Source organism: Streptomyces roseoviridis, from assembly GCF_039535235.1.
Taxonomy (GTDB): domain Bacteria; phylum Actinomycetota; class Actinomycetes; order Streptomycetales; family Streptomycetaceae; genus Streptomyces; species Streptomyces roseoviridis.
The window spans coordinates 3,394,441-3,411,856 of record NZ_BAAAWU010000001.1 but is presented as its reverse complement, the minus strand read 5'-3'; the positions used below and the strand labels follow the sequence as shown (position 1 = coordinate 3,411,856).

15 protein-coding genes and 1 riboswitch are annotated in these 17,416 nt (G+C 72.9%); of the genes, 7 read left to right on the top strand and 8 right to left on the bottom strand.

All coding sequences use genetic code 11. From position 1 onward, the window contains the following. Positions 1-63: 63 nt before the first annotated feature. Positions 64-1,761: a diguanylate cyclase CdgB gene (gene cdgB / locus ABD954_RS15390; protein WP_345486603.1), complete on the top strand. Its 1,698-nt coding sequence runs from the start codon at positions 64-66 to the stop codon at positions 1,759-1,761. Between the two features lie 120 nt (positions 1,762-1,881). Beyond that, on the top strand, positions 1,882-2,862 hold the full coding sequence (locus ABD954_RS15385) for a CBM35 domain-containing protein (protein WP_345486602.1): 981 nt from the start codon (positions 1,882-1,884) through the stop codon (positions 2,860-2,862). A 61-nt stretch (positions 2,863-2,923) separates the two neighbouring features. Here the strand turns inward: ABD954_RS15385 and ABD954_RS15380 are convergent, their stop codons facing one another. From ABD954_RS15380 to ABD954_RS15370, 3 genes are all read right to left on the bottom strand, one after another. Then, entirely contained in the window at positions 2,924-3,862 is a 939-nt protein-coding gene (locus ABD954_RS15380; protein ID WP_345486601.1) for a 1-phosphofructokinase family hexose kinase, read from the bottom strand. Positions 3,863-3,999: 137 nt separating this feature from the next. After that, on the bottom strand, positions 4,000-5,145 hold the full coding sequence (nagA, locus tag ABD954_RS15375; protein ID WP_345486600.1) for an N-acetylglucosamine-6-phosphate deacetylase: 1,146 nt from the start codon (positions 5,143-5,145) through the stop codon (positions 4,000-4,002). Next, complete coding sequence (locus ABD954_RS15370) at positions 5,145-6,179, bottom strand: ROK family protein (RefSeq protein ID WP_345486599.1); 1,035 nt, start codon at positions 6,177-6,179, stop codon at positions 5,145-5,147. The genes nagA and ABD954_RS15370 overlap by 1 nt, the downstream gene beginning before the upstream one ends. Before the next feature lie 237 nt (positions 6,180-6,416). On the opposite strand from ABD954_RS15370, the gene ABD954_RS15365 reads away from it, so the two are divergent. From ABD954_RS15365 to otsB, 3 genes are all read left to right on the top strand, one after another. Then, on the top strand, positions 6,417-7,673 hold the full coding sequence (locus ABD954_RS15365; RefSeq protein WP_345492203.1) for an extracellular solute-binding protein: 1,257 nt from the start codon (positions 6,417-6,419) through the stop codon (positions 7,671-7,673). Between the two features lie 126 nt (positions 7,674-7,799). Further along, the gene (locus ABD954_RS15360; RefSeq protein WP_345492201.1) at positions 7,800-8,063 is read left to right on the top strand and encodes a DUF3263 domain-containing protein; all 264 of its coding nucleotides are present in this window, start codon (positions 7,800-7,802) and stop codon (positions 8,061-8,063) included. A gap of 33 nt (positions 8,064-8,096) precedes the next feature. Further along, positions 8,097-8,951, top strand: coding sequence for a trehalose-phosphatase (otsB, locus tag ABD954_RS15355; protein ID WP_345486598.1), 855 nt, complete (start codon positions 8,097-8,099; stop codon positions 8,949-8,951). A 49-nt stretch (positions 8,952-9,000) separates the two neighbouring features. Here otsB and ABD954_RS15350 read toward each other — a convergent pair whose 3' ends face one another. After that, the gene (locus tag ABD954_RS15350; RefSeq protein WP_345492199.1) at positions 9,001-11,283 is read right to left on the bottom strand and encodes an immune inhibitor A domain-containing protein; all 2,283 of its coding nucleotides are present in this window, start codon (positions 11,281-11,283) and stop codon (positions 9,001-9,003) included. Positions 11,284-11,489: 206 nt separating this feature from the next. Continuing rightward, on the bottom strand, positions 11,490-12,374 hold the full coding sequence (locus ABD954_RS15345; protein WP_345486597.1) for an NAD(P)-dependent oxidoreductase: 885 nt from the start codon (positions 12,372-12,374) through the stop codon (positions 11,490-11,492). 106 nt (positions 12,375-12,480) lie between these two features. Here ABD954_RS15345 and ABD954_RS15340 point away from each other — a divergent pair, with 106 nt between their 5' ends. Then, positions 12,481-12,864, top strand: a complete 384-nt coding sequence (locus ABD954_RS15340; RefSeq protein WP_345486596.1) for a winged helix-turn-helix transcriptional regulator — start codon at positions 12,481-12,483, stop codon at positions 12,862-12,864. Positions 12,865-13,041: 177 nt separating this feature from the next. Here ABD954_RS15340 and ABD954_RS15335 read toward each other — a convergent pair whose 3' ends face one another. From ABD954_RS15335 to ABD954_RS15325, 3 genes are all read right to left on the bottom strand, one after another. Further along, positions 13,042-14,427, bottom strand: coding sequence for an alpha,alpha-trehalose-phosphate synthase (UDP-forming) (locus tag ABD954_RS15335; RefSeq protein WP_345486595.1), 1,386 nt, complete (start codon positions 14,425-14,427; stop codon positions 13,042-13,044). A 29-nt stretch (positions 14,428-14,456) separates the two neighbouring features. After that, a complete protein-coding gene (locus ABD954_RS15330) occupies positions 14,457-14,795 on the bottom strand; it encodes a hypothetical protein (protein ID WP_345486594.1) in 339 nt (112 codons plus the stop codon). A 66-nt stretch (positions 14,796-14,861) separates the two neighbouring features. Continuing rightward, complete coding sequence (locus ABD954_RS15325) at positions 14,862-15,806, bottom strand: glucosyl-3-phosphoglycerate synthase (RefSeq protein ID WP_345492197.1); 945 nt, start codon at positions 15,804-15,806, stop codon at positions 14,862-14,864. A gap of 121 nt (positions 15,807-15,927) precedes the next feature. Next, a riboswitch (SAM riboswitch) is annotated at positions 15,928-16,069 on the top strand. Here ABD954_RS15325 and thrC point away from each other — a divergent pair. After that, positions 16,063-17,391, top strand: coding sequence for a threonine synthase (thrC, locus tag ABD954_RS15320; protein ID WP_345486593.1), 1,329 nt, complete (start codon positions 16,063-16,065; stop codon positions 17,389-17,391). Its footprint overlaps the riboswitch before it by 7 nt. The last annotated feature ends 25 nt before the right edge of the window (positions 17,392-17,416 follow it).

Sequence of the window (17,416 nt, the reverse complement as noted above, 5' to 3'; positions counted from 1 at the left end):
CGAAGCCGATGAAGCCGATGAGAAGCCTGGAGTCAGCTGTCGAGGTCTCGGGGAGAGCGAGCAATGGAGACCGAGTCGGAGCCATATGTCCGTCTTGCGACCCTGCGGCAGCTGCATCAGGTCGTGGCGGACCTCAACACCGCCCGCAGCCTTGCGGACACCCTGCAGGCCGTCGCCGACGGCATCGTCGCGGGGCTCAACTATGAGCTGGCCTGCGTCAACCTCGTGCGCCCCGACGGCGACCTCGTCGTCGCCGCCTTCGCCGGCAGCCCCGCCGCCGAGGCCCTGATCACCGGCCGGGTCGGCTCCCGCGCCTCCTGGGACCGCCGCCTCGCCATGGGCGAGGCATGGGGCGACCTCGTCTTCATCCCGCACACCGAGGGCTGGGTGCTCCTCGAGGACGACGTCCCCCAGTGGCACACCGAGGGCCCCGCCCCCCGCTTCGAGGACGAGTGGCACCCCCACGACCGGCTCTACGCGCCGATGTACGCCCCCGGCGTGCGCTCCGCCCACCCGGGCGGACCCGCCGGCTCCGGCCGCGAGCTGCTCGGCGTGATCTCCGTCGACCGCCCGCGCAACGGGCGCCACCCCGGCCCCTGGGGCCGCGAGGCCCTCCAGATGTACGCCTCCCAGGCCGCCATCGCGATCAGCAACGCCCGCCTGCGCTCCAACATGCAGCGGGCCCTGGTCCGCCTGGAGCGCGAGCAGCAGGCCCTGCGCGCCAGCGAGGAGTCCTTCCGGCAGGCCTTCGAGTACGCGCCCTCCGGCATGGCCATCGCCGAGATGGGCGGCGACCAGCACGGCCGGCTGCTGCGCACCAACGACGCCCTGTGCCGGCTGCTCGGCCGCCCCGCCTCCGTGATGCGGCGCTACTCCTTCGCCGACCTCGTCCACCCCGAGGACATAGGCACCCTGCTGCGCACCTCCGCCGAGGGCGGCCGCGCCGAGCTGCGCCTCGGCCGCCGCGACGGCACCTACGTCTGGGTCTCGCTGCGCAACTCCGTCGTCGCCGACACCGCCGACGGCCCCCGCTTCCTCCTCACCCACGTCGAGGACATCGAGGAGCGCAAGCGCCACGAGCTGCAGCTCGCCCACCGCGCCTCCCACGACGCGCTCACCGGCCTGCCCAACAGCGCCGAGCTCCGCTCCCGGCTCTCCGCCCGCCTCTGCGAGCGCCCCTTCGCCGCCGAGCCGCCCCTCGCGGGCTCCGTGCCCGTCCCCGGCGCCTTCGAGCCGCCGTACGAGTACGAGTACGACCACGAGCACGAGCACGGCTTCGGCTTCTCGCCGGTCGCCGGCGCCGGCGCGTACGACCACCACGTCCACACCGTCGCCCCCACCGGCGGCGAGACCGACGACGGCACCAAGGGGCTCGCCGTCCTCTTCTGCGACCTCGACGGCTTCAAGTCGATCAACGACCGCTTCGGGCACCACACCGGTGATGCCGTGCTCATCGAGGTGGCCCGCCGGCTGACCACGGGAGTACGGGACGGGGACACGGTCGCCCGCCTCGGTGGCGACGAGTTCGTGGTCCTCGCCGACGGCCTGGGCTCCGCCGACGCCGCCGACCTCGCCGTCCGGCTGCGGAACGCGATCATTCCGCCGATCCGGGTGGACGGCCGGGCCGTGCGCGTGGGGGCGAGTTTCGGCATCGGCTGGGCCGAGTGCGGCATGACCGTCGAAGAGGTCCTGAACAGCGCCGACCAGCGCATGTACATCGAGAAGCGGTCCCGGTCCAAGGTGCACCGACGGGCCGGATAGGCCCCGGCGGGCCGGTTCGTTCACCGCTCGTCCACACATCGCCGAATCCTTGACAGGGCCGTACGAGGTAGGCTCGGCCGGTCGGCGACGGCTGGCGAGCAGGGAAAAGGAGTGACCCGGATGGCTGCCGGAAACGACGGCGCGAAGACGCCGGAGGACGACGATCCGTTCGGCTACCTGTACGCGGACGGGCAGGCGGCGGGGGCCAGGGCGCCCCAGGGCGGCGGCTACGGCTACCCGGGTCCGGCGGCGCAGCCGGGCGTCCCCCGCACCTCGTACAACCAGGTCCGCACGGTCGGCGAGCGCCAGTACGGCGGTCACGGCCAGGCGGCGCACGTGCCGCAGCAGCAGGCCCCGTACGGCCAGCAGGGCTACGGCCAGCCGCACCCGCAGTACGCGGCCCCCGAGACCTACCCCGGCGGCGGTCAGCAGCGCCCCGGCCCGCCGCAGCCCGCCCCGCGCGGCGGCGGCCGCGGCCCCAACACCAAGGGACTGCTGATCGGCGCGGTCGCGGTCGTCGCGGTCGTCGTGCTCGGCATCACCGCCGCCGTGATCAACAACGCGGGCGGCGAGTCCGACGACGCGGGCGGGGGCGGGAAGCCGACGGGCGCGCCCACCCAGGTCTCGGAGTCCCCCTCCGTCGACCCCAGCTCCTCCACGCAGCCCCCGGCCGAGCTCCCGCAGCAGGACGCGGCGACGCTGAAGCTGGGCGGCTCGGCGGCGCTGGCCAAGGACATCAAGGGCGCGGAGGGCGCCGACGGCGCGTACGTGACCGGGTTCAACGCCATCGGCTCGTCGGTGACCTGGCAGGCGGAGGTGCCCGAGGCCGGGAGCTACTACCTCTACGTGCGGTACGCGATCCCCGCGAAGGACGCGAACGCCACGCTGACCGTCAACGACAAGGCGAACAGCAACCCGATAGGCCTGAAGAACTTCATCGGCTCCTCGGACCCGAACCTGGAGAAGAACTGGCAGACCACCTGGGCGCCGGTGACCCTCAAGCAGGGGCAGAACACGATCAAGCTGTCGTGTGAGACGGGCAACCAGTGCGACGCGGTCTTCGACTGGCTGAAGATCAGCAAGACGCAGATCCGCGACTGAGCGAGGCCGACGGCTGGCGAGCGGGGCCCTTCGGGGCCCCGTTCTTCTTGGTCCGGCAGCTCTAGGCAGCCGTGGCCGGTGTCTGGACGGTGACGCGCGGGAGCAGCTCCCGGTAGGCGGGCTCGTCGAACTCGCCGGCCACGGGGGAGAGGACCGTCGCCGCCGAGAGGGCGACGGCGTGGGCGAGGCGGTCGGGCCAGTCGGTGCCGTCGACGAGGCCGGCGAGCAGGGCGGCGACGGCCGAGTCGCCCGCCCCGGTGGGATTGCCCCGCACGGGCGCGGGCGGGGCCGCCTGCCACAGGCCGTCCGGGGTGGCGGCGAGGAGGCCGTCGGGGCCGAGGGAGGCGACCACGGTGTGGGCGCCCCGGCGCCGGGCGTCACGGGCGGCGCGGTGCGGTTCGCGGGAGCCGGTGAGCTGGGCCAGCTCCTCGGCGTTCGGCTTGATGACGTCGGGACGGGCGGCGATGCCCCGGCGCAGGGGTTCGCCGCTGGTGTCGAGGAGGACCGGGACGCCCGCGGCCCTGGCGAGGCGGACGAGTTCGGCGTAGGCGCCGACGTGGATGCCCGGCGGCAGGCTGCCGCACAGGGCGACGGCCCGGGCGTCGCCGAGGAGTTCGGTGAAGCGGGTGGTGAACGCGGCCCATTCGCCGGGGGTGATGGCCGGGCCCGGCTCGTTGAGCTGGGTGGTGTCGCCGCTCGACGCGTCGACGACGGCGATGGTGCGGCGGGTGGCACCGGTGGTCGGCACGAGCGCGTCGCGGACCGGCTGCCCCGCGGTGCGCGCGGCGAGCAGGGCGCGGACCGTCTCGCCGGTCGTGCCGCCGGCGAAGCCGGTGACGACGGTCTCGTGGCCGAGGGCGCCCAGTACGCGGGCGACGTTGAGGCCCTTGCCGCCGGGGCGTTCGACGACCCGGCTGACGCGGTGGGAGCTGTGCGGGGTGAGAGCGGCGACCTCGTACGTCAGGTCCAGGGCCGTGTTGAGGGTGACCGTGAGGATCATCCGTTCCGCCCCCGTCGTCTCGTGTCACCGGCTGGGGCCGTCGGCGTCCAGCATCCTTTCAGCGCCCTGATCATGCCAAAGAGACGGCGGCAGGCCCAGACCCCGGGCCGGCCGCCGGTGCGCAACGCGATGCGCAATCAGCCCACTTGGGGCGGAACCACCCAGGTGCCGCGGCGCATGACGCCCTTGAGCTCGAAGTCCGCGTCGAGGACGACGAGGTCGGCGTCCTTTCCGGGCTCCAGGGAGCCCACCCGGTCGTAGACGCCGAGCAGTCGCGCCGGGTTGGCGGAGATCGCCTGGACGACGGACTCGACGGGCAGCCGGTCGACGGTCACGGCCCGCTTGAACGCCCGGTCGAGGGTCAGGGTCGAGCCGGCGATGGAGCCGCCGTCGACGAGCCGGGCCACGCTGTCCTTCACCTGGACCTCCAGGGTGCCGAGCATGTAGCGGCCGTCGCCGAAGCCGGCCGCGTCCATGGCGTCGGTGATGAAGGCGACCCGCTCGGGGCCGGCGTGGTGGAAGGCCAGCTCCAGGGCGGCCGGGTGCAGGTGGGTGCCGTCGTTGATGAGCTCGACGGTGATCCGCTCGTCCTCCAGGAGGGCGGCGATCGGGCCGGGCGCGCGGTGACCGAGGCCGGGCATCGCGTTGTAGAGGTGGGTGGCGACCGTGGCGCCCGCGTCGATGGCGGCCCGCGTCTGCTCGTACGTGGCGTCCGTGTGTCCGATCGCGGCGATCACGCCGTGCTCGGCGAGGAGGCGTACGGAGTCGATGCCGCCGGGCAGCTCGGTGGCGAGGGTGACCATCCGCGCCTGGCCGCGGGCGGCGTCGATCAGCTTGCGGACCTCGGCCGGGTCGGGGTCGCGCAGCAGCGTCTCGTCGTGGGCGCCCTTGCGGCAGGGGGAGATGAACGGGCCCTCGAAGTGGATGCCGGCGATCTCGCCCTGTTCGGCCAGCTCGGAGAGCAGGCCGGCGCGGCGGCCGAGGAAGTCGGTGTCGCCGGTGACGAAGGAGGCGACGACGGTGGTGGTGCCGTGCAGCCGGTGGGTGTGGACGCCGGTGAGGATCTCGTCGACGGTGCCGGAGGTGAAGGAGGCGCCGCCGCCGCCGTGGTTGTGCATGTCGACGAAGCCGGGCACGACCCAGTGGCCGGTGAGGTCGAGGGCGGGGGCGTCCGCGGGGGCGGATCCGGCGATGCGGCCGTTCTCGACGATCACTCGTCCGTTCTCGACGATCCCGGTCGGCAGCACCACGCGGGCCCCGGCGAGAACTGTGGAAACGGCCATCAGGCGGATACCTCCGAGTCGGTGGGGCGCTGGTCGGCGTCGTGGTCGGAGCCGTGGGCGGGGTCGCGGTCGGGGCCGTGGTCCGGAGCGGCGTCGTGGTCGGGGTCGTGGTCGGGGCCGGCGAGCAGGTCCCAGGCGAGGAGGCCCGCGCCCAGGCAGCCGGCGGTGTCCCCGAGGGCCGCCGGGACGATGGCGGGCAGCTTCTGGAAGGTGACGCGCTCCTCCACGGCGGCCCGAAGGGGTGTGAACAAGGTTTCCCCCGCCTCGGCGAGACCGCCACCGATGATGAGCGTGCGGGGGTCCAGCAGGGTGAGCGCGGTGACCAGGCCGTCGGCGAGGGCGTCGACGGCGTCCTGCCAGACCCGGGTTGCGGACGGGTCGCCGGACTCGACGGCCTTGGCGCAGTCGGCCGCGTCGGCCTCGGGGTCGCCGGAGACCTCGGCCCAGGCGAGGGAGACGGCGGAGGCGGAGGCGTACCGCTCCAGGCAGCCGCGCTGGCCGCAGCCGCACGCGGTGCCGCCGGGGCGGACGACGATGTGGCCGATCTCGCCGGCGTAGCCGTGGGCGCCTGCCTCGATGGCGCTGCCGATGCCGATGGCACCCGCGATGCCGGTGCCGAGGGGGACGAAGAGGAAGCGGTCGGCGCCGTTGCCCGCGCCGATGCGGCCCTCGGCGAGGCCGCCGGTGCGCACGTCGTGGCCGAGGGCGACGGGGATGTGGCCGAGGCGCTCGCTGAGCAGGGCGCGCAGGGGGACGTCGCGCCAGCCGAGGTTGGCGGCGTAGACGGCGATGCCGTTCGCGGCGTCGACGATTCCGGGGACGGCGACTCCGGCGGCCGCGGCGGGGCGTCCGTACCGCTCCTGACCGAGGGCGCGCAGGTCCTCGGCGAAACCGAGGATCGTCTCGACGACGGCCTCGGGCCCGCGGTCGCGGCCGGTGGCGCGGCGGGCCTCGTGGAGCAGGGTGCCGTCCGCCCCGACGAGGGCGGCCTTCATGCCGGTGCCGCCCACATCGAGGGCGATGACGTGTCTCACGCAGACAGTCTCGCGCCTGACCCCCGAAAGGTCTAGTCCACTGAGAGGATTGTTGCGCTTGGATACAAATACGGTCCACGGTGCGGCGGACCCGGGGGCACGGTCTCGGCGACGCGTTGCGAAAGCGATATGCGAGTGGTGTAGACCTCCCGAGCCCATACGGGAGAAACTGTCGTCTTCCGACATCTCGACGACGAGCGAAAAGGGTGGGGCACGGCTGTGCAGCGGCGACGATTCATGGGACTGGCCGCGGCGGCCACCGCACTCGGTCTGACCACCGCCCTCTCCGGCTGCGGCGCGCTCGGCGGCGACGGCGGGGACGTCACCCTCACCCTGGTGGCCGCCGACTACGACCTGACCGGCGGCGACTCCACCAAGAAGTACTGGGACGGCGTCGTCACCGCCTTCGAGGCCGAGAACCCCGGAGTGAAGGTCCAGGTCCGCATCGAGTCCTGGAACGACGTCGACCGCGAGGTCGCCGAGCTCGTCAAGGCCGGCAAGGCGCCCGACCTCGCCCAGATCGGCGCCTACGCCGACTACGCGGCCGCCGACCAGCTCTACGCCGCCGATCAGCTGCTCTCCATCCCCGTCCAGGCCAACTTCCTCGCCCCGCTCGTCGACGCCGGCGAGTACGAGCACACCCAGTACGGCATGCCGTTCGTCGCCTCCACCCGGCTGCTCTTCTACAACGAGGAGCTCTTCGACAAGGCCGGGATCGACGCGCCCCCGACCACCTGGGACGAGCTCGCCGCGGCCGCGGAGAAGCTGAAGAAGAAGGGTGTCGCCTACCCCTTCGCGCTGCCGCTCGGCCCCGAGGAGGCGCAGGCCGAGACGATGATGTGGCTGCTCAGCGGGGGCGGCGGCTACCTCGACGGCCTGGGCCACTACAAGGTCGACTCCGAGGCGAACGTCCGCACCTTCACCTGGCTGCGCGACAACCTCGTCGCCAAGGGCCTCACCGGTCCCGTCGCACCCGCGAAGCTCGACCGCAAGGCGGCCTTCGCCGCCTTCGCGCGCGGGGAGGTCGGCATGCTCAACGGCCACCCGTCCCTCATGCAGGAGGCCGCGAAGAAGGGCGTGAAGGTCGGCAAGACCGCCCTGCCGAGCACCGACGGCCGGGACAGGGCCGCCATGGGCGTCGCCGACTGGATCATGGGCTTCAAGCAGAACGGCCACCGCAAGGAGATCGGCGCCTTCCTCGACTTCGTCTTCAGCGACGAGAACGTGCTGAAGTTCGCGGGGGACAACGACCTGCTGCCCGCCACCGTCACCGCCTCCGAAGCCATGCGGTCCGACCCGGCCCACGCCGACCTGCGCGAGTTCCTGGAGGCGCTGCCCGACTCGCAGCTGCCGCCCGTCGGCAAGACCTCGTGGGCCCAGGTCAGCGGCACGGTCAAGCAGGACATCGGCAAGGCGGTCGCCCCGGACGGCCGGCCGGCGGAGGTCCTCGGCCGGATCGCGCGGCAGGCGACGGCGGCGGAGAGCGCGGAGTGACCCGGGCCGCATAAGTTGGTCTGTATGACCAGTGAACTCGGGGAGCCCGGGGAGCTTCGGGAGTCCGGCGGGCCCGGCGAGCGGGAGGGGGCCGTGCCCGGTGGGCCCGGCGAGCGTGAGGGGGCCGTGCCCGGCGGGCCCGGCGAGCGGGAGGGGGCCGTGCCCGGCGGGCTCGGCGAGCGCGAGCGGGCCGTCCTCGCCCTGGAACGCCGCTCCTGGCCGGGCCCCGGAGCCAAGGAGCGGGCCGTGCGCGAGCAGCTCGGCCTGTCCGCCACCCGCTACTACCAGCTGCTCAACGCCCTCCTCGACGACCCGAGGGCCCTCGCCCATGACCCGGTCACCGTGAACCGGCTCCGCAGGGTCCGGGAGGAGAAGGCACGGCGCCGCTGATGAGGACGCCCGTAGCTGGGTAGGGTCAGGAGCATGGTCAGCAGCCTTCCGCACCCGACCACCTCCGCCGGCCGCGAGGGACTCGCCGCGCTCCTGGCGCGGCCCGAGAAGGCCGTCGTCGCCCTCGACTTCGACGGCACGCTCGCCGAGATCGTCGCCGATCCGGAGCAGGCGCGCGCCCACCGGGGCGCCGTGCCCGCGCTCGCGGCCCTCGCCCCGCAGGTGGCTTCCATCGCCGTGATCACCGGCCGCCCGGCCGGGGTGGCCGTCCGCTACGGGGGCTTCGCCGGCGTCCCCGGCCTGGAGCACCTGGTCGTGCTCGGCCACTACGGCGCCGAGCGCTGGGACGCGGTCACCGGCACCGTCCGGGCCGCCGCCCCGCACCCGGGCGTCGCCTCGGTCCGGGCCGAGCTGCCCGGTTTCCTCGACGGCGTGGGCGCCTGGCCCGGCATCTGGATCGAGGAGAAGGGCCGGGCGGTCGCCGTCCACACCCGCCGCGCGAGCGACCCGCAGGGCGCCTTCGAGGCCCTCAAGGGCCCCCTCGCCGACCTCGCCGCCCACCACGGCCTGGTCCTCGAACCGGGCCGCCTGGTCCTGGAACTCCGGCCCCCGGGCATGGACAAGGGCGTCGCCCTCACCGACTACGTCCGCGAGACCGGCGCCGGGTCCGTCCTGTACGCAGGTGACGACCTGGGCGACATCCCCGCCTACGCCGCCGTCGAGAAACTCCGCTCCGACGGCGTCCCCGGCCTCCTCGTCTGCTCCGCCGCCGAGGCCCAGGCCGTCCCCGACCTCGCCGCCCGCGCCGACCTCACGGTCCCGGGGCCGGCGGCGGTGGTGGGGCTGCTGGCGGGGCTGGCGGAGGCCACGGGGCCGGCGGAGACGTGACGGAGGGGCCCCGGTCCCTGTGAACCGGAGCCCCTTCGGGGGGGGATGGTCAGGAGGCCGGGTTGGCCACCGTGATCGTCAGGTCGTCGCCGGCATCGCCCGTGACGGTCACCTTCACGCCGTGGCCCGCGACCTTCACGCTGGCCTGGGGGGCCGTCGGGTCGTAGTAGGCGTTCGGGTCGGTGTCGTCGAAGACCGGGAGGCCCGGGACGGACGGGGCGCAGGCCGCCTTCGTCGCGACGGTCTGGTTGCCGCCCTTGCCGACCAGGACCTCCTTGTGGAGGCAGGTGGCGTCGGTGGGCTCCAGGCCGAAGGTGGCGTCGAAGGGCTGGCGGCGGTTGCTGGGTGCGGTGCCGTCGTCGTAGCGGAACGGGGCGGGGCGGGCGTCGACCGCCATCGCCGAGCCGCCGCCCGGGTGGTCGCTGACGTTGTTGTCGTCGTAGGAGCGGTCCACGTACCAGACCAGCATGCCGTTCTGGTAGCGGAAGAACTCCACCCAGTCCGGGGCGGTGATGCCCTTGCTGTACTGGTACGGGCCCTCGGCGAGGAGCGCGTCGGAGCCGACGTACTCGCGGTTCTCCAGCAGGTAGTAGCGCGGGAAGGCGGCGGTCTCCGTGCCCGTGGAGATCTTCCAGCGGCCCTGCGCCGCCCAGCCGTTCGCGCCCTGCTCGACGTCGTCGGCGAGGACCGTGGTGCTGCCGGCGCCGATGGTGATGTCGTCCAGGAACGCGCCGGCGAAGTGCACGCCGCCGTCGGTCTGGTAGCGGAAGCGGAAGAGCGAGGGCTTGCCCTGCGCGTCGTACGCGTACCGCAGGGTGGTCCAGCGGCCCGAGGAGGAGCCGTCGACGGCCGTGCCGGCACGCGACCAGGTCGCTCCGCCGTCGAGGGAGTACTCGGCGAAGAGGTAGTCGTAGTCCGCCTCGATCTCGTACCAGGCGCTCGCCTTCACGGTGACGCGTGAGGCGGCCGGGACGGAGCGGGCGAGGGACTGGTTGAGGCCGTCGGCCGAGCCGGTCCACCAGGCGTGGCTGCCCGAGACGGGCGTGGTGTACGAGGTGCTGGCGACCTTGTCCGGGAGCACGACGCGGACGGCCTGCTCCTTGCCGGTGACCTGGAGCTGCGCCGGGTTCAGGGTGTACGTGCCGGTGGTGCCGAGCGGTGCGTCGGCGTGGTCCAGCCAGCCGAGGAAGAGCTTCTCCTCGGCGCCCATCAGGCCCGGGTGGGTGCCGATGCCCTCGTTCGCGGCGGCGCCGTGGCCCAGCCAGGAGCCGGAGCTCATCAGGGTCCAGAAGGCGGTGGAGTTCTCACCGCCGCCCGTGTCGTAGTAGTCCGGCAGGCCGAGGTCGTGGCCGAACTCGTGGCAGAAGACGCCGAGTCCGCCGTTCTCGCCCTCGGTGGTGTAGTCGCCGAGCCAGTACTTCGACTGGCCGATGCGGGCTCCGCCCGCCTTGTTCTGGGTGCCGGCGACCTCGGGTCCGGTCAGGCCGTAGTCGTCGCCGTTGACGTACCAGCGGTGCGACCAGATGGCGTCCTCGCCCTGCGCGCCGCCGCCGGCGTCCTCGCCCATGCCGGCGTGGACGGCCTGGAAGTGGTCGATGTAGCCGTCGGCCTCGTCGAAGTTGCCGTCGTGGTCCCAGTCGTTGCGGTCCCAGACGTCGAACTGCGCGAGGTAGGCGTCGATCTCGGCGGGGGTCTTGCCGGCCGCGATCTGGGCGTTCCACCAGGCGTCGCCGGTGTCCTGGATGAAGGCCCAGGAACCGCCGTTGTCCTCGACGGCGTTGTCGCCGTAGTAGGAGGCGTTGTACGGGACCCTGACCCAGTCCTCGACGACGTTGCTGACCGAGTAGGCGCCGTTGGACAGCTTCTCGTAGTACGTCCTCATCGACTCGCCGGAGCCGTTGAAGAGGTTCTCGTAGTACGCCTTGTCGAAATCGGCCGTCCAGGCGTTGGAGTTGTCCACGCTCCGGTCGGGCTCGGGTATCTCGTTGTGGAGCGGGCCGGGGACGCTGCCGTACTTGCCGGAGCTCTGCGTGCCGAACTCGGAGAGGATCGTGAGGATCTTCTCCTGCCGTACGGCGGTGGTGGTCTTCGTCTCCGCGAACTTGCCGGGCGCGACCTCGACGACGCCGCGGGCGTTCGCCTTCGCCTTGCCCTTGGCGACCAGGTCGATCGCCTTCTCCCGCAGCTCGGTGCGCTGCTTGGTGAGGGGCCCGGGGCGGTTGTCGCTGCGGTGTGCCTGGGCGCCGGCCGGTGCGCCGTCCCTGGCCTCCTGCGCGGCGGCGGGGGTGAGCCCCGCGGCGAGGAGTGCGGTGAGCGCCGACCCGAGGGTCATGCTCACGACAATCTTCTTCACGTATCGCGATCCCTTCGCTCGCATGCGGGCATGGCGATGCCGCATGGTGCGCGTGGTTCCGTTGGGGTGTACGGATCGCCTGGGGGAACGATCGCCGCAGAGTCTGGCACGGGACGACCCCCCGCGAGGAGGGGTCGTCTCCGATTAACGGAACGGATTGACGGAACCGGTTTTCGGAAACCGCCTCACCGCAGCAGCAGGTCCACCACGCCCGTCAGGTCCTCCTCGCCGCTGCCCTCCGCCAGGCGGCGGCGCATCAGCTCGAAGTACGGGTTGATCAGCTCCGGGCTCACGCCCTGCTGCTCGGCCGTGGTCAGGAAGGTCGGCGTGCCCGCCACCTGCATCGCCAGGTTGGACACCACGTCCGTGGTGTAGTCGCCGCTCTTCAGCTGCCGGGCGGTCTGCTGCACGGCCGGGCCGGCCATGGCGGAGATCCAGCCGGAGAGCAGCGGGGCGAAGGAGACCGGGTCGATGTCCTCCTTGCGGATCAGGGCGAAGGCGTGCGCGACCCCGGCGAACATCCCGTACATGGCGCTGAGCAGGGCCACGTCGTGCAGGGCGGCGAAGCCGGCGTCCTCCCCGACGTGGACGGTGCCGGCCGGCACCGCGAGGGTCTCCTGGTGCAGCTCGAACAGCTCGCGCGATCCGCTGTAGAAGACGTAACCGCCGGCCTCGGGAACACCGATCATCGGCGGGACGGCCATGATCCCGCCGTCCAGGTAACGGGCGCCCCGCTCGCGGGCCCACGCGGCGCGGTCGCGGGCCTGGGCCGGCGTGGTGGTGGTCAGGTTCACCAGGTCCTTGCCGGTCAGATCGACATCGGCGAGGGCCTCGCCGACCGAGGCGTCGTCCAGGAGGCAGACCACGACGAGGGTGCTCGCGGCGACCGCCTCGGCCACGTCGGCGGCGGCCCGCGCGCCCTCGTCGACGAGCGCGGCGGCACGGGCGGGGGTGCGGTTCCATACGGTGAGGGGGTGGCCGGCGGCGAGCCAGGTCCGGGCCAGGGCGGTGCCCATGGCGCCGAGGCCGAGGAGGGTGACGGGGGTCTTCTGCGAGGTCGTCTCGTTCATGTGCCCAGGCTGCGTCCCGGGCGGTTGAGCGCTCAAGTACGCACTTCGAAGTGGGTGGTTACCCTGAAGTGAGCGAGCAGGTCAGGAAGGTGGCGGGAGGGGGAGCATGGCGACGCTGAACCGGCCCGGGTCCGACGGCGGGGAGCACATCTGCGGGATCGACACCGCGATGGACATCATCGGGGGCAAGTGGAAGGTGCTCATCCTGTGGGCGCTCCACGAGTACCCGCACCGCCGCTTCGGCGAACTGCGCAGGATGGTGCCGGGCATCACCGAGAAGGTGCTCGCCTCCCATCTGCGCGAGATGGAGGCGGACGGCATCGTCGACCGCGTCTCCTACGACGAGGTCCCGCCGCGCGTCGAGTACGCCCTGACCAAGGACGGCATCCGGCTCAACGACGCGCTCGAACCGCTCGCCGTCTGGGGCCGCGAGCGCCGGGAACGGGAGGAGGCGTCCGGGAGCGCCCCTTCCGAGGACACCGCCTCCTAGGCGCGCCCCTTCCGAGGACGCCGTCCGTCTCCGAGGCGCGCACCGTCCCAGGACACCGGCCCCAGGCCCGCGCCGTCTCCCAGGCGCGCGCCTTTCGATGCCACCGGCCCCAGGCCCGCGCCGCCTCCTCAGGCGCGCCCCTTCCGAGGACACCGGCCCCAGGAGCCCACCGCCTCCTCAGGCGCGCACCGCACCGCCCAGTGCCTCCAGCTGGTCCAGGAACCAGCGGCGCGGCGGCAGGGCGGTGGCCGCCGCGGCGAGCCGCTTGGTGCGCTCCGCCCGGTCCGCGGCGGGCATCGACAGGGCCTCGTGGAGGGCCTCCGCGGTCTCGGTCACGTCGAAGGGGTTCACCGTCAGCGCGTCGGCGCGCAGCTCCTCGTACGCGCCCGCCTCCCGGGACAGCACCAGCGCGCAGCCCTCCTCGGAGACCACCGGGATCTCCTTGGCGACCAGGTTCATGCCGTCCCTGACCGGGTTGACGAGGGCCACGTCGGCCATCCGGTACGCGGCCAGGGAGCGGGTGAAGTCGTCCTGCACGGATACCAGAACGGGCTGCCAGTCCGGCGTGCCGAACTCCTCGTTGATCCGTTCCGCGAGCGCCGAGACCGCGGCCGTGTAGGAGCGGTAGCTCTCCAGGTCCTGGCGGGAGGGGTACGCGGAGGCGAGGTGCACCACCCGGCCGCGCCACTCGGGGTGGTCGGCGAGGAGCTCGCGGTAGGCGAGCAGGCCGCGCAGGATGTTCTTGGACAGCTCCGTCCGGTCCACCCGGACGATCGTCTTCCGGTCGCCCACCTCGGCGCGCAGGGCCGCGAGCCGCTCGTCGACCTCCGGCCGGTGGGCCAGCGCCCGCAGCTCGTCGCCGTCCACGCCCAGCGGATGGACCGACACGCGCGAGCCCCCGGCCGCGCGGGCGACCTGCGGGTCGGCCCGGAAGGCGTCCGCCCAGGCCCCCGTGTGGAAGCCGATCCCGTCCGCCCCGAGCATGCCCTCCACCAGCTCCTGGTGGATGTCGTCCGGCAGCATCGCCAGATAGGCCGGGGACGCCCACGGGGTGTGGGTGAAGTGCGCGATCCGCACATCGGGCCGCAGCGCGCGCAGCTGCCCCGGGACCAGCGCCAGGTGGTAGTCCTGCACCAGGACCGCCGCGCCCTCGTCCGCCGCCTCGGCGAGGGCCTCGGCGAAGGCGCGGTTGTAGGCCCGGTAGGAGTCCCAGCGGTGCCGGAAGGCCGCGTCGAAGACGGGCTCGCGCGGGATGTCGTACAGGTGGTGGTGGAGGAACCACAGCACCGAGTTCGCGATGCCGTTGTACGCGTCGGCGTACACGTCCGGGTCGATGTCCAGCATCCGCACGCCCGGCTCGGCGATCCCGCGCCGCACCGCCTCGCGGTCGCCGTCGCCGAGGGCCGCGCACACCCACAGCCCGTCACCCGCCGAGTCCTCCGAGAACACGGCGCTGAGGCCGGAGACGAGCCCGCCGCCGCCCCGCCGGGTGTCAAGACCGCCGTCGTCCCGCAGGGTGTACGAGACGGGACCACGGTTCGATGCCACGAGGACTGAAGCCATATGCCGAACCTAGCCCGTCCGCTAAACGCTCAAACGTGCGGATTCGAGCCGGGCCCGCTGCTCCCCGGCGGCTCCCTGTGGAGCCGTACGGCCGCCCCGGCCACCACGCCGGTCGCCGCCAGCGCCAGGCCGAGACCGCCGAGCAGCCACAGCCGCTCCTCCGCCGTCCGGCCCGGCCCCGGCCGGTCCGTGTCCCGCGCCGCGATCCTCTCCGGACCACGCGCCGGGGCGGCGTCCGGGGCCGCGGCGCGGCCCTGAGCAGGGGCGAGGTCCAGGGCCGCGGCCGGCGGGGGCCCCGCCAGGAACAGGGCCCCGGTGATGAGGGCGAGGGCTGCCGGCAGGATTCCCGTTCCGCGTCTCCATCGCATAAAAAGGAAATCTAGGCAGAAAGGGTCATCATTCGGTGCTGCGCCACGCGTCCACCGCCTCGGCGGCTAGGCCACGCGCCGGCGCGCGTACTCCGCGATCTCCGCCATCGGGGGCCGCTCCTCCGTGTCCACCGCGTACGTGCGCGGCGCAAAACCGCCCCCCTCGCTCCGCTCGAACTGGGTCAGCCGCGGCCGCACCAGATGACCGCGCGAGAGCCGCAGCTGCGCCGTCCGGTAGATCGCCGCCGCCATCCGGCCCAGCGCCTGACCGTCCTGGTGCCGGTGCTTGCGCACCCCCACGTCCACCTGTGCGAGCGCGTCGAGGCCCACCGTGTGCAGCGCGTCCACCAGCAGGCCCAGCTCCACCCCGTAACCGACCGGGAACGGCAGGCGCTCCAGCAGCGAGCGGCGCGCCGCGTACTCGCCGCCGAGCGGCTGCACGAAACCGGCCAGCTGCGGCCAGTGCAGGTTGAGCAGCGGCCGGGCCACCAGCTCCGTCACCCGGCCGCCCTGGCCGGGAGCGCCGTCGAGCGGGCGGTCGTACATCGCCTTCACGAAGTCCACGTCCGGGTCGGTGAGCAGCGGGCCGACGATCCCCGACACGAAGTCCGCCGAGAAGTCCCGCAGGTCGGCGTCGACGAAACAGACGACGTCCCCGCCGGTCGCCATCAGCGAACGCCACAGCACCTCGCCCTTGCCCGGCACCGCCGGTATCCGCGGCAGTATCGCGTCCCGCGCCACCACCCGCGCCCCGGCCGCCGCGGCCACCTCCGCCGTACGGTCCGTGGAGCCCGAGTCGATCACCACCAGCTCGTCCACCAGCGGCACCGCGTCCGTCATGAGCTCACGGCGGATCACGGAGACGATCGCGCCGACCGTCGCCTCCTCGTTCAGCGCCGGCAGCACCACGCTCACCGTCGTCCCGCGCTTGGCGGCGAGGATCCGCTCCAGCGGACGGTCGGCCACCGACCAGGACCGCCGGGCCAGCCAGCGCTCCACTTCTTCCAGCAACGTGATCTCCATCTCGCGGATCGGACGACCGTCTCCACCTCGGAAGGCTTCGGTTACAGTCTTGAACAACGCGGATGCCCGATGCATGTCGGGGTGCCGACCGCGTTCCACAATCGAATACCGCTCATCCAGAGGGGCAGAGGGATACGGCCCGTTGAAGCCCCGGCAACCCTCCAGTCGGTTCTCGTCCTCCAGCGAGGTCCCCGACTAGGGAAGGTGCCAAATCCGTCTCATGGCGAAATGCGTCATGAGGAAGATGAGGAGAAAGGGCCTCGCCTCCATGGCTGTACAGACGGTCGCATCCACCGCCGCCGCTTCCCCCCGGACCCCGGTCGACCTCGGTCCCGCGTCCGGACTCTCCTGCCGCGAATGCGGCGAGACCTTCCCGCTCGGCCCGATCTTCGCCTGCGAGCTCTGTTTCGGCCCGCTCGAGGTCGCGTACGACCTGCCCACCGGCGACCCCGAGGCCCTGCGCAAGCGGATCGAGGCCGGCCCCGCCAACATCTGGCGCTACGCCCCGCTCCTGCCCGTCCCCGCCGACGTCGCCGACAAGCCCAACCTGAACCCCGGCTGGACCAAGCTCGTCCAGGCCGACAACCTGGCCCGCGAGATCGGCGTCGAGCCCGGGAAGCTGTTCGTCAAGGACGACTCCGGCAACCCGACCCACTCCTTCAAGGACCGGGTCGTCGCCCAGGCCATCGAGGCCGCCCGCGCCTTCGGCTTCACCACCCTCTCCTGCTCCTCCACCGGCAACCTGGCCGGCGCCGTCGGCGCCGCCGCCGCCCGGGCCGGCTTCCGCTCCTGCGTGTTCATCCCGCACGACCTGGAGCAGGGCAAGGTCGTCATGGCCGGCGTCTACGGCGGTGACCTCGTCGCCATCGAGGGCAACTACGACGACGTCAACCGCTTCTGCTCGGAGCTGATCGGCGACCCGCTCGGCGAGGGCTGGGGCTTCGTCAACGTCAACCTGCGCCCGTACTACGGCGAGGGCTCCAAGACGCTCGCGTACGAGATCTGCGAGCAGCTCGGCTGGGTCATCCCGGACCAGCTGGTCATCCCGATCGCCTCCGGCTCGCAGCTGACGAAGATCGACAAGGGTCTTCAGGAGCTCATCAAGCTCGGCCTCGTCGAGGACAAGCCCTACAAGATCTTCGGCGCCCAGGCCGAGGGCTGCTCCCCGGTCTCCGCCGCCTTCAAGGCCGGCCACGACGTGGTGCGCCCGCAGAAGCCGAACACCATCGCCAAGTCGCTGGCGATCGGCAACCCGGCGGACGGCCCGTACGTCCTCGACATCGCCCGCCGCACCGGCGGCGCCGTGGAGGACGTGAACGACGAACAGGTCGTCGACGCGATCAAGATCCTGGCCCGCACCGAGGGCATCTTCGCCGAGACCGCGGGCGGCGTGACCGTCGGCGTGACGCGCAAGCTCGTCGAGGCCGGTCTCCTCGACCCCACCCTCACCACCGTCGTCCTCAACACCGGCGACGGCCTCAAGACCCTGGACGCGGTGGCCGAGAGCTCCCAGGCGACCGCCACCATCCGCCCCAGCCTGGACGCGTTCCGCGACGCGGGCCTGGCCCACTGAGACCCGCCCTAGCGCGCCGAAAGGT

Coding starts and splice junctions, on each gene's coding strand:
- cdgB (WP_345486603.1), top strand. CDS start 64: ATGGAGACCGAGTCGGAGCCATATGTCCGTCTTGCGACCCTGCGGCAG.
- ABD954_RS15385 (WP_345486602.1), top strand. CDS start 1,882: ATGGCTGCCGGAAACGACGGCGCGAAGACGCCGGAGGACGACGATCCG.
- ABD954_RS15380 (WP_345486601.1), bottom strand. CDS start 3,862: ATGATCCTCACGGTCACCCTCAACACGGCCCTGGACCTGACGTACGAG.
- nagA (WP_345486600.1), bottom strand. CDS start 5,145: ATGGCCGTTTCCACAGTTCTCGCCGGGGCCCGCGTGGTGCTGCCGACC.
- ABD954_RS15365 (WP_345492203.1), top strand. CDS start 6,417: ATGGGACTGGCCGCGGCGGCCACCGCACTCGGTCTGACCACCGCCCTC.
- otsB (WP_345486598.1), top strand. CDS start 8,097: ATGGTCAGCAGCCTTCCGCACCCGACCACCTCCGCCGGCCGCGAGGGA.
- ABD954_RS15350 (WP_345492199.1), bottom strand. CDS start 11,283: ATGACCCTCGGGTCGGCGCTCACCGCACTCCTCGCCGCGGGGCTCACC.
- ABD954_RS15345 (WP_345486597.1), bottom strand. CDS start 12,374: ATGAACGAGACGACCTCGCAGAAGACCCCCGTCACCCTCCTCGGCCTC.
- ABD954_RS15340 (WP_345486596.1), top strand. CDS start 12,481: ATGGCGACGCTGAACCGGCCCGGGTCCGACGGCGGGGAGCACATCTGC.
- ABD954_RS15335 (WP_345486595.1), bottom strand. CDS start 14,427: ATGGCTTCAGTCCTCGTGGCATCGAACCGTGGTCCCGTCTCGTACACC.
- ABD954_RS15330 (WP_345486594.1), bottom strand. CDS start 14,795: ATGCGATGGAGACGCGGAACGGGAATCCTGCCGGCAGCCCTCGCCCTC.
- thrC (WP_345486593.1), top strand. CDS start 16,063: ATGAGGAGAAAGGGCCTCGCCTCCATGGCTGTACAGACGGTCGCATCC.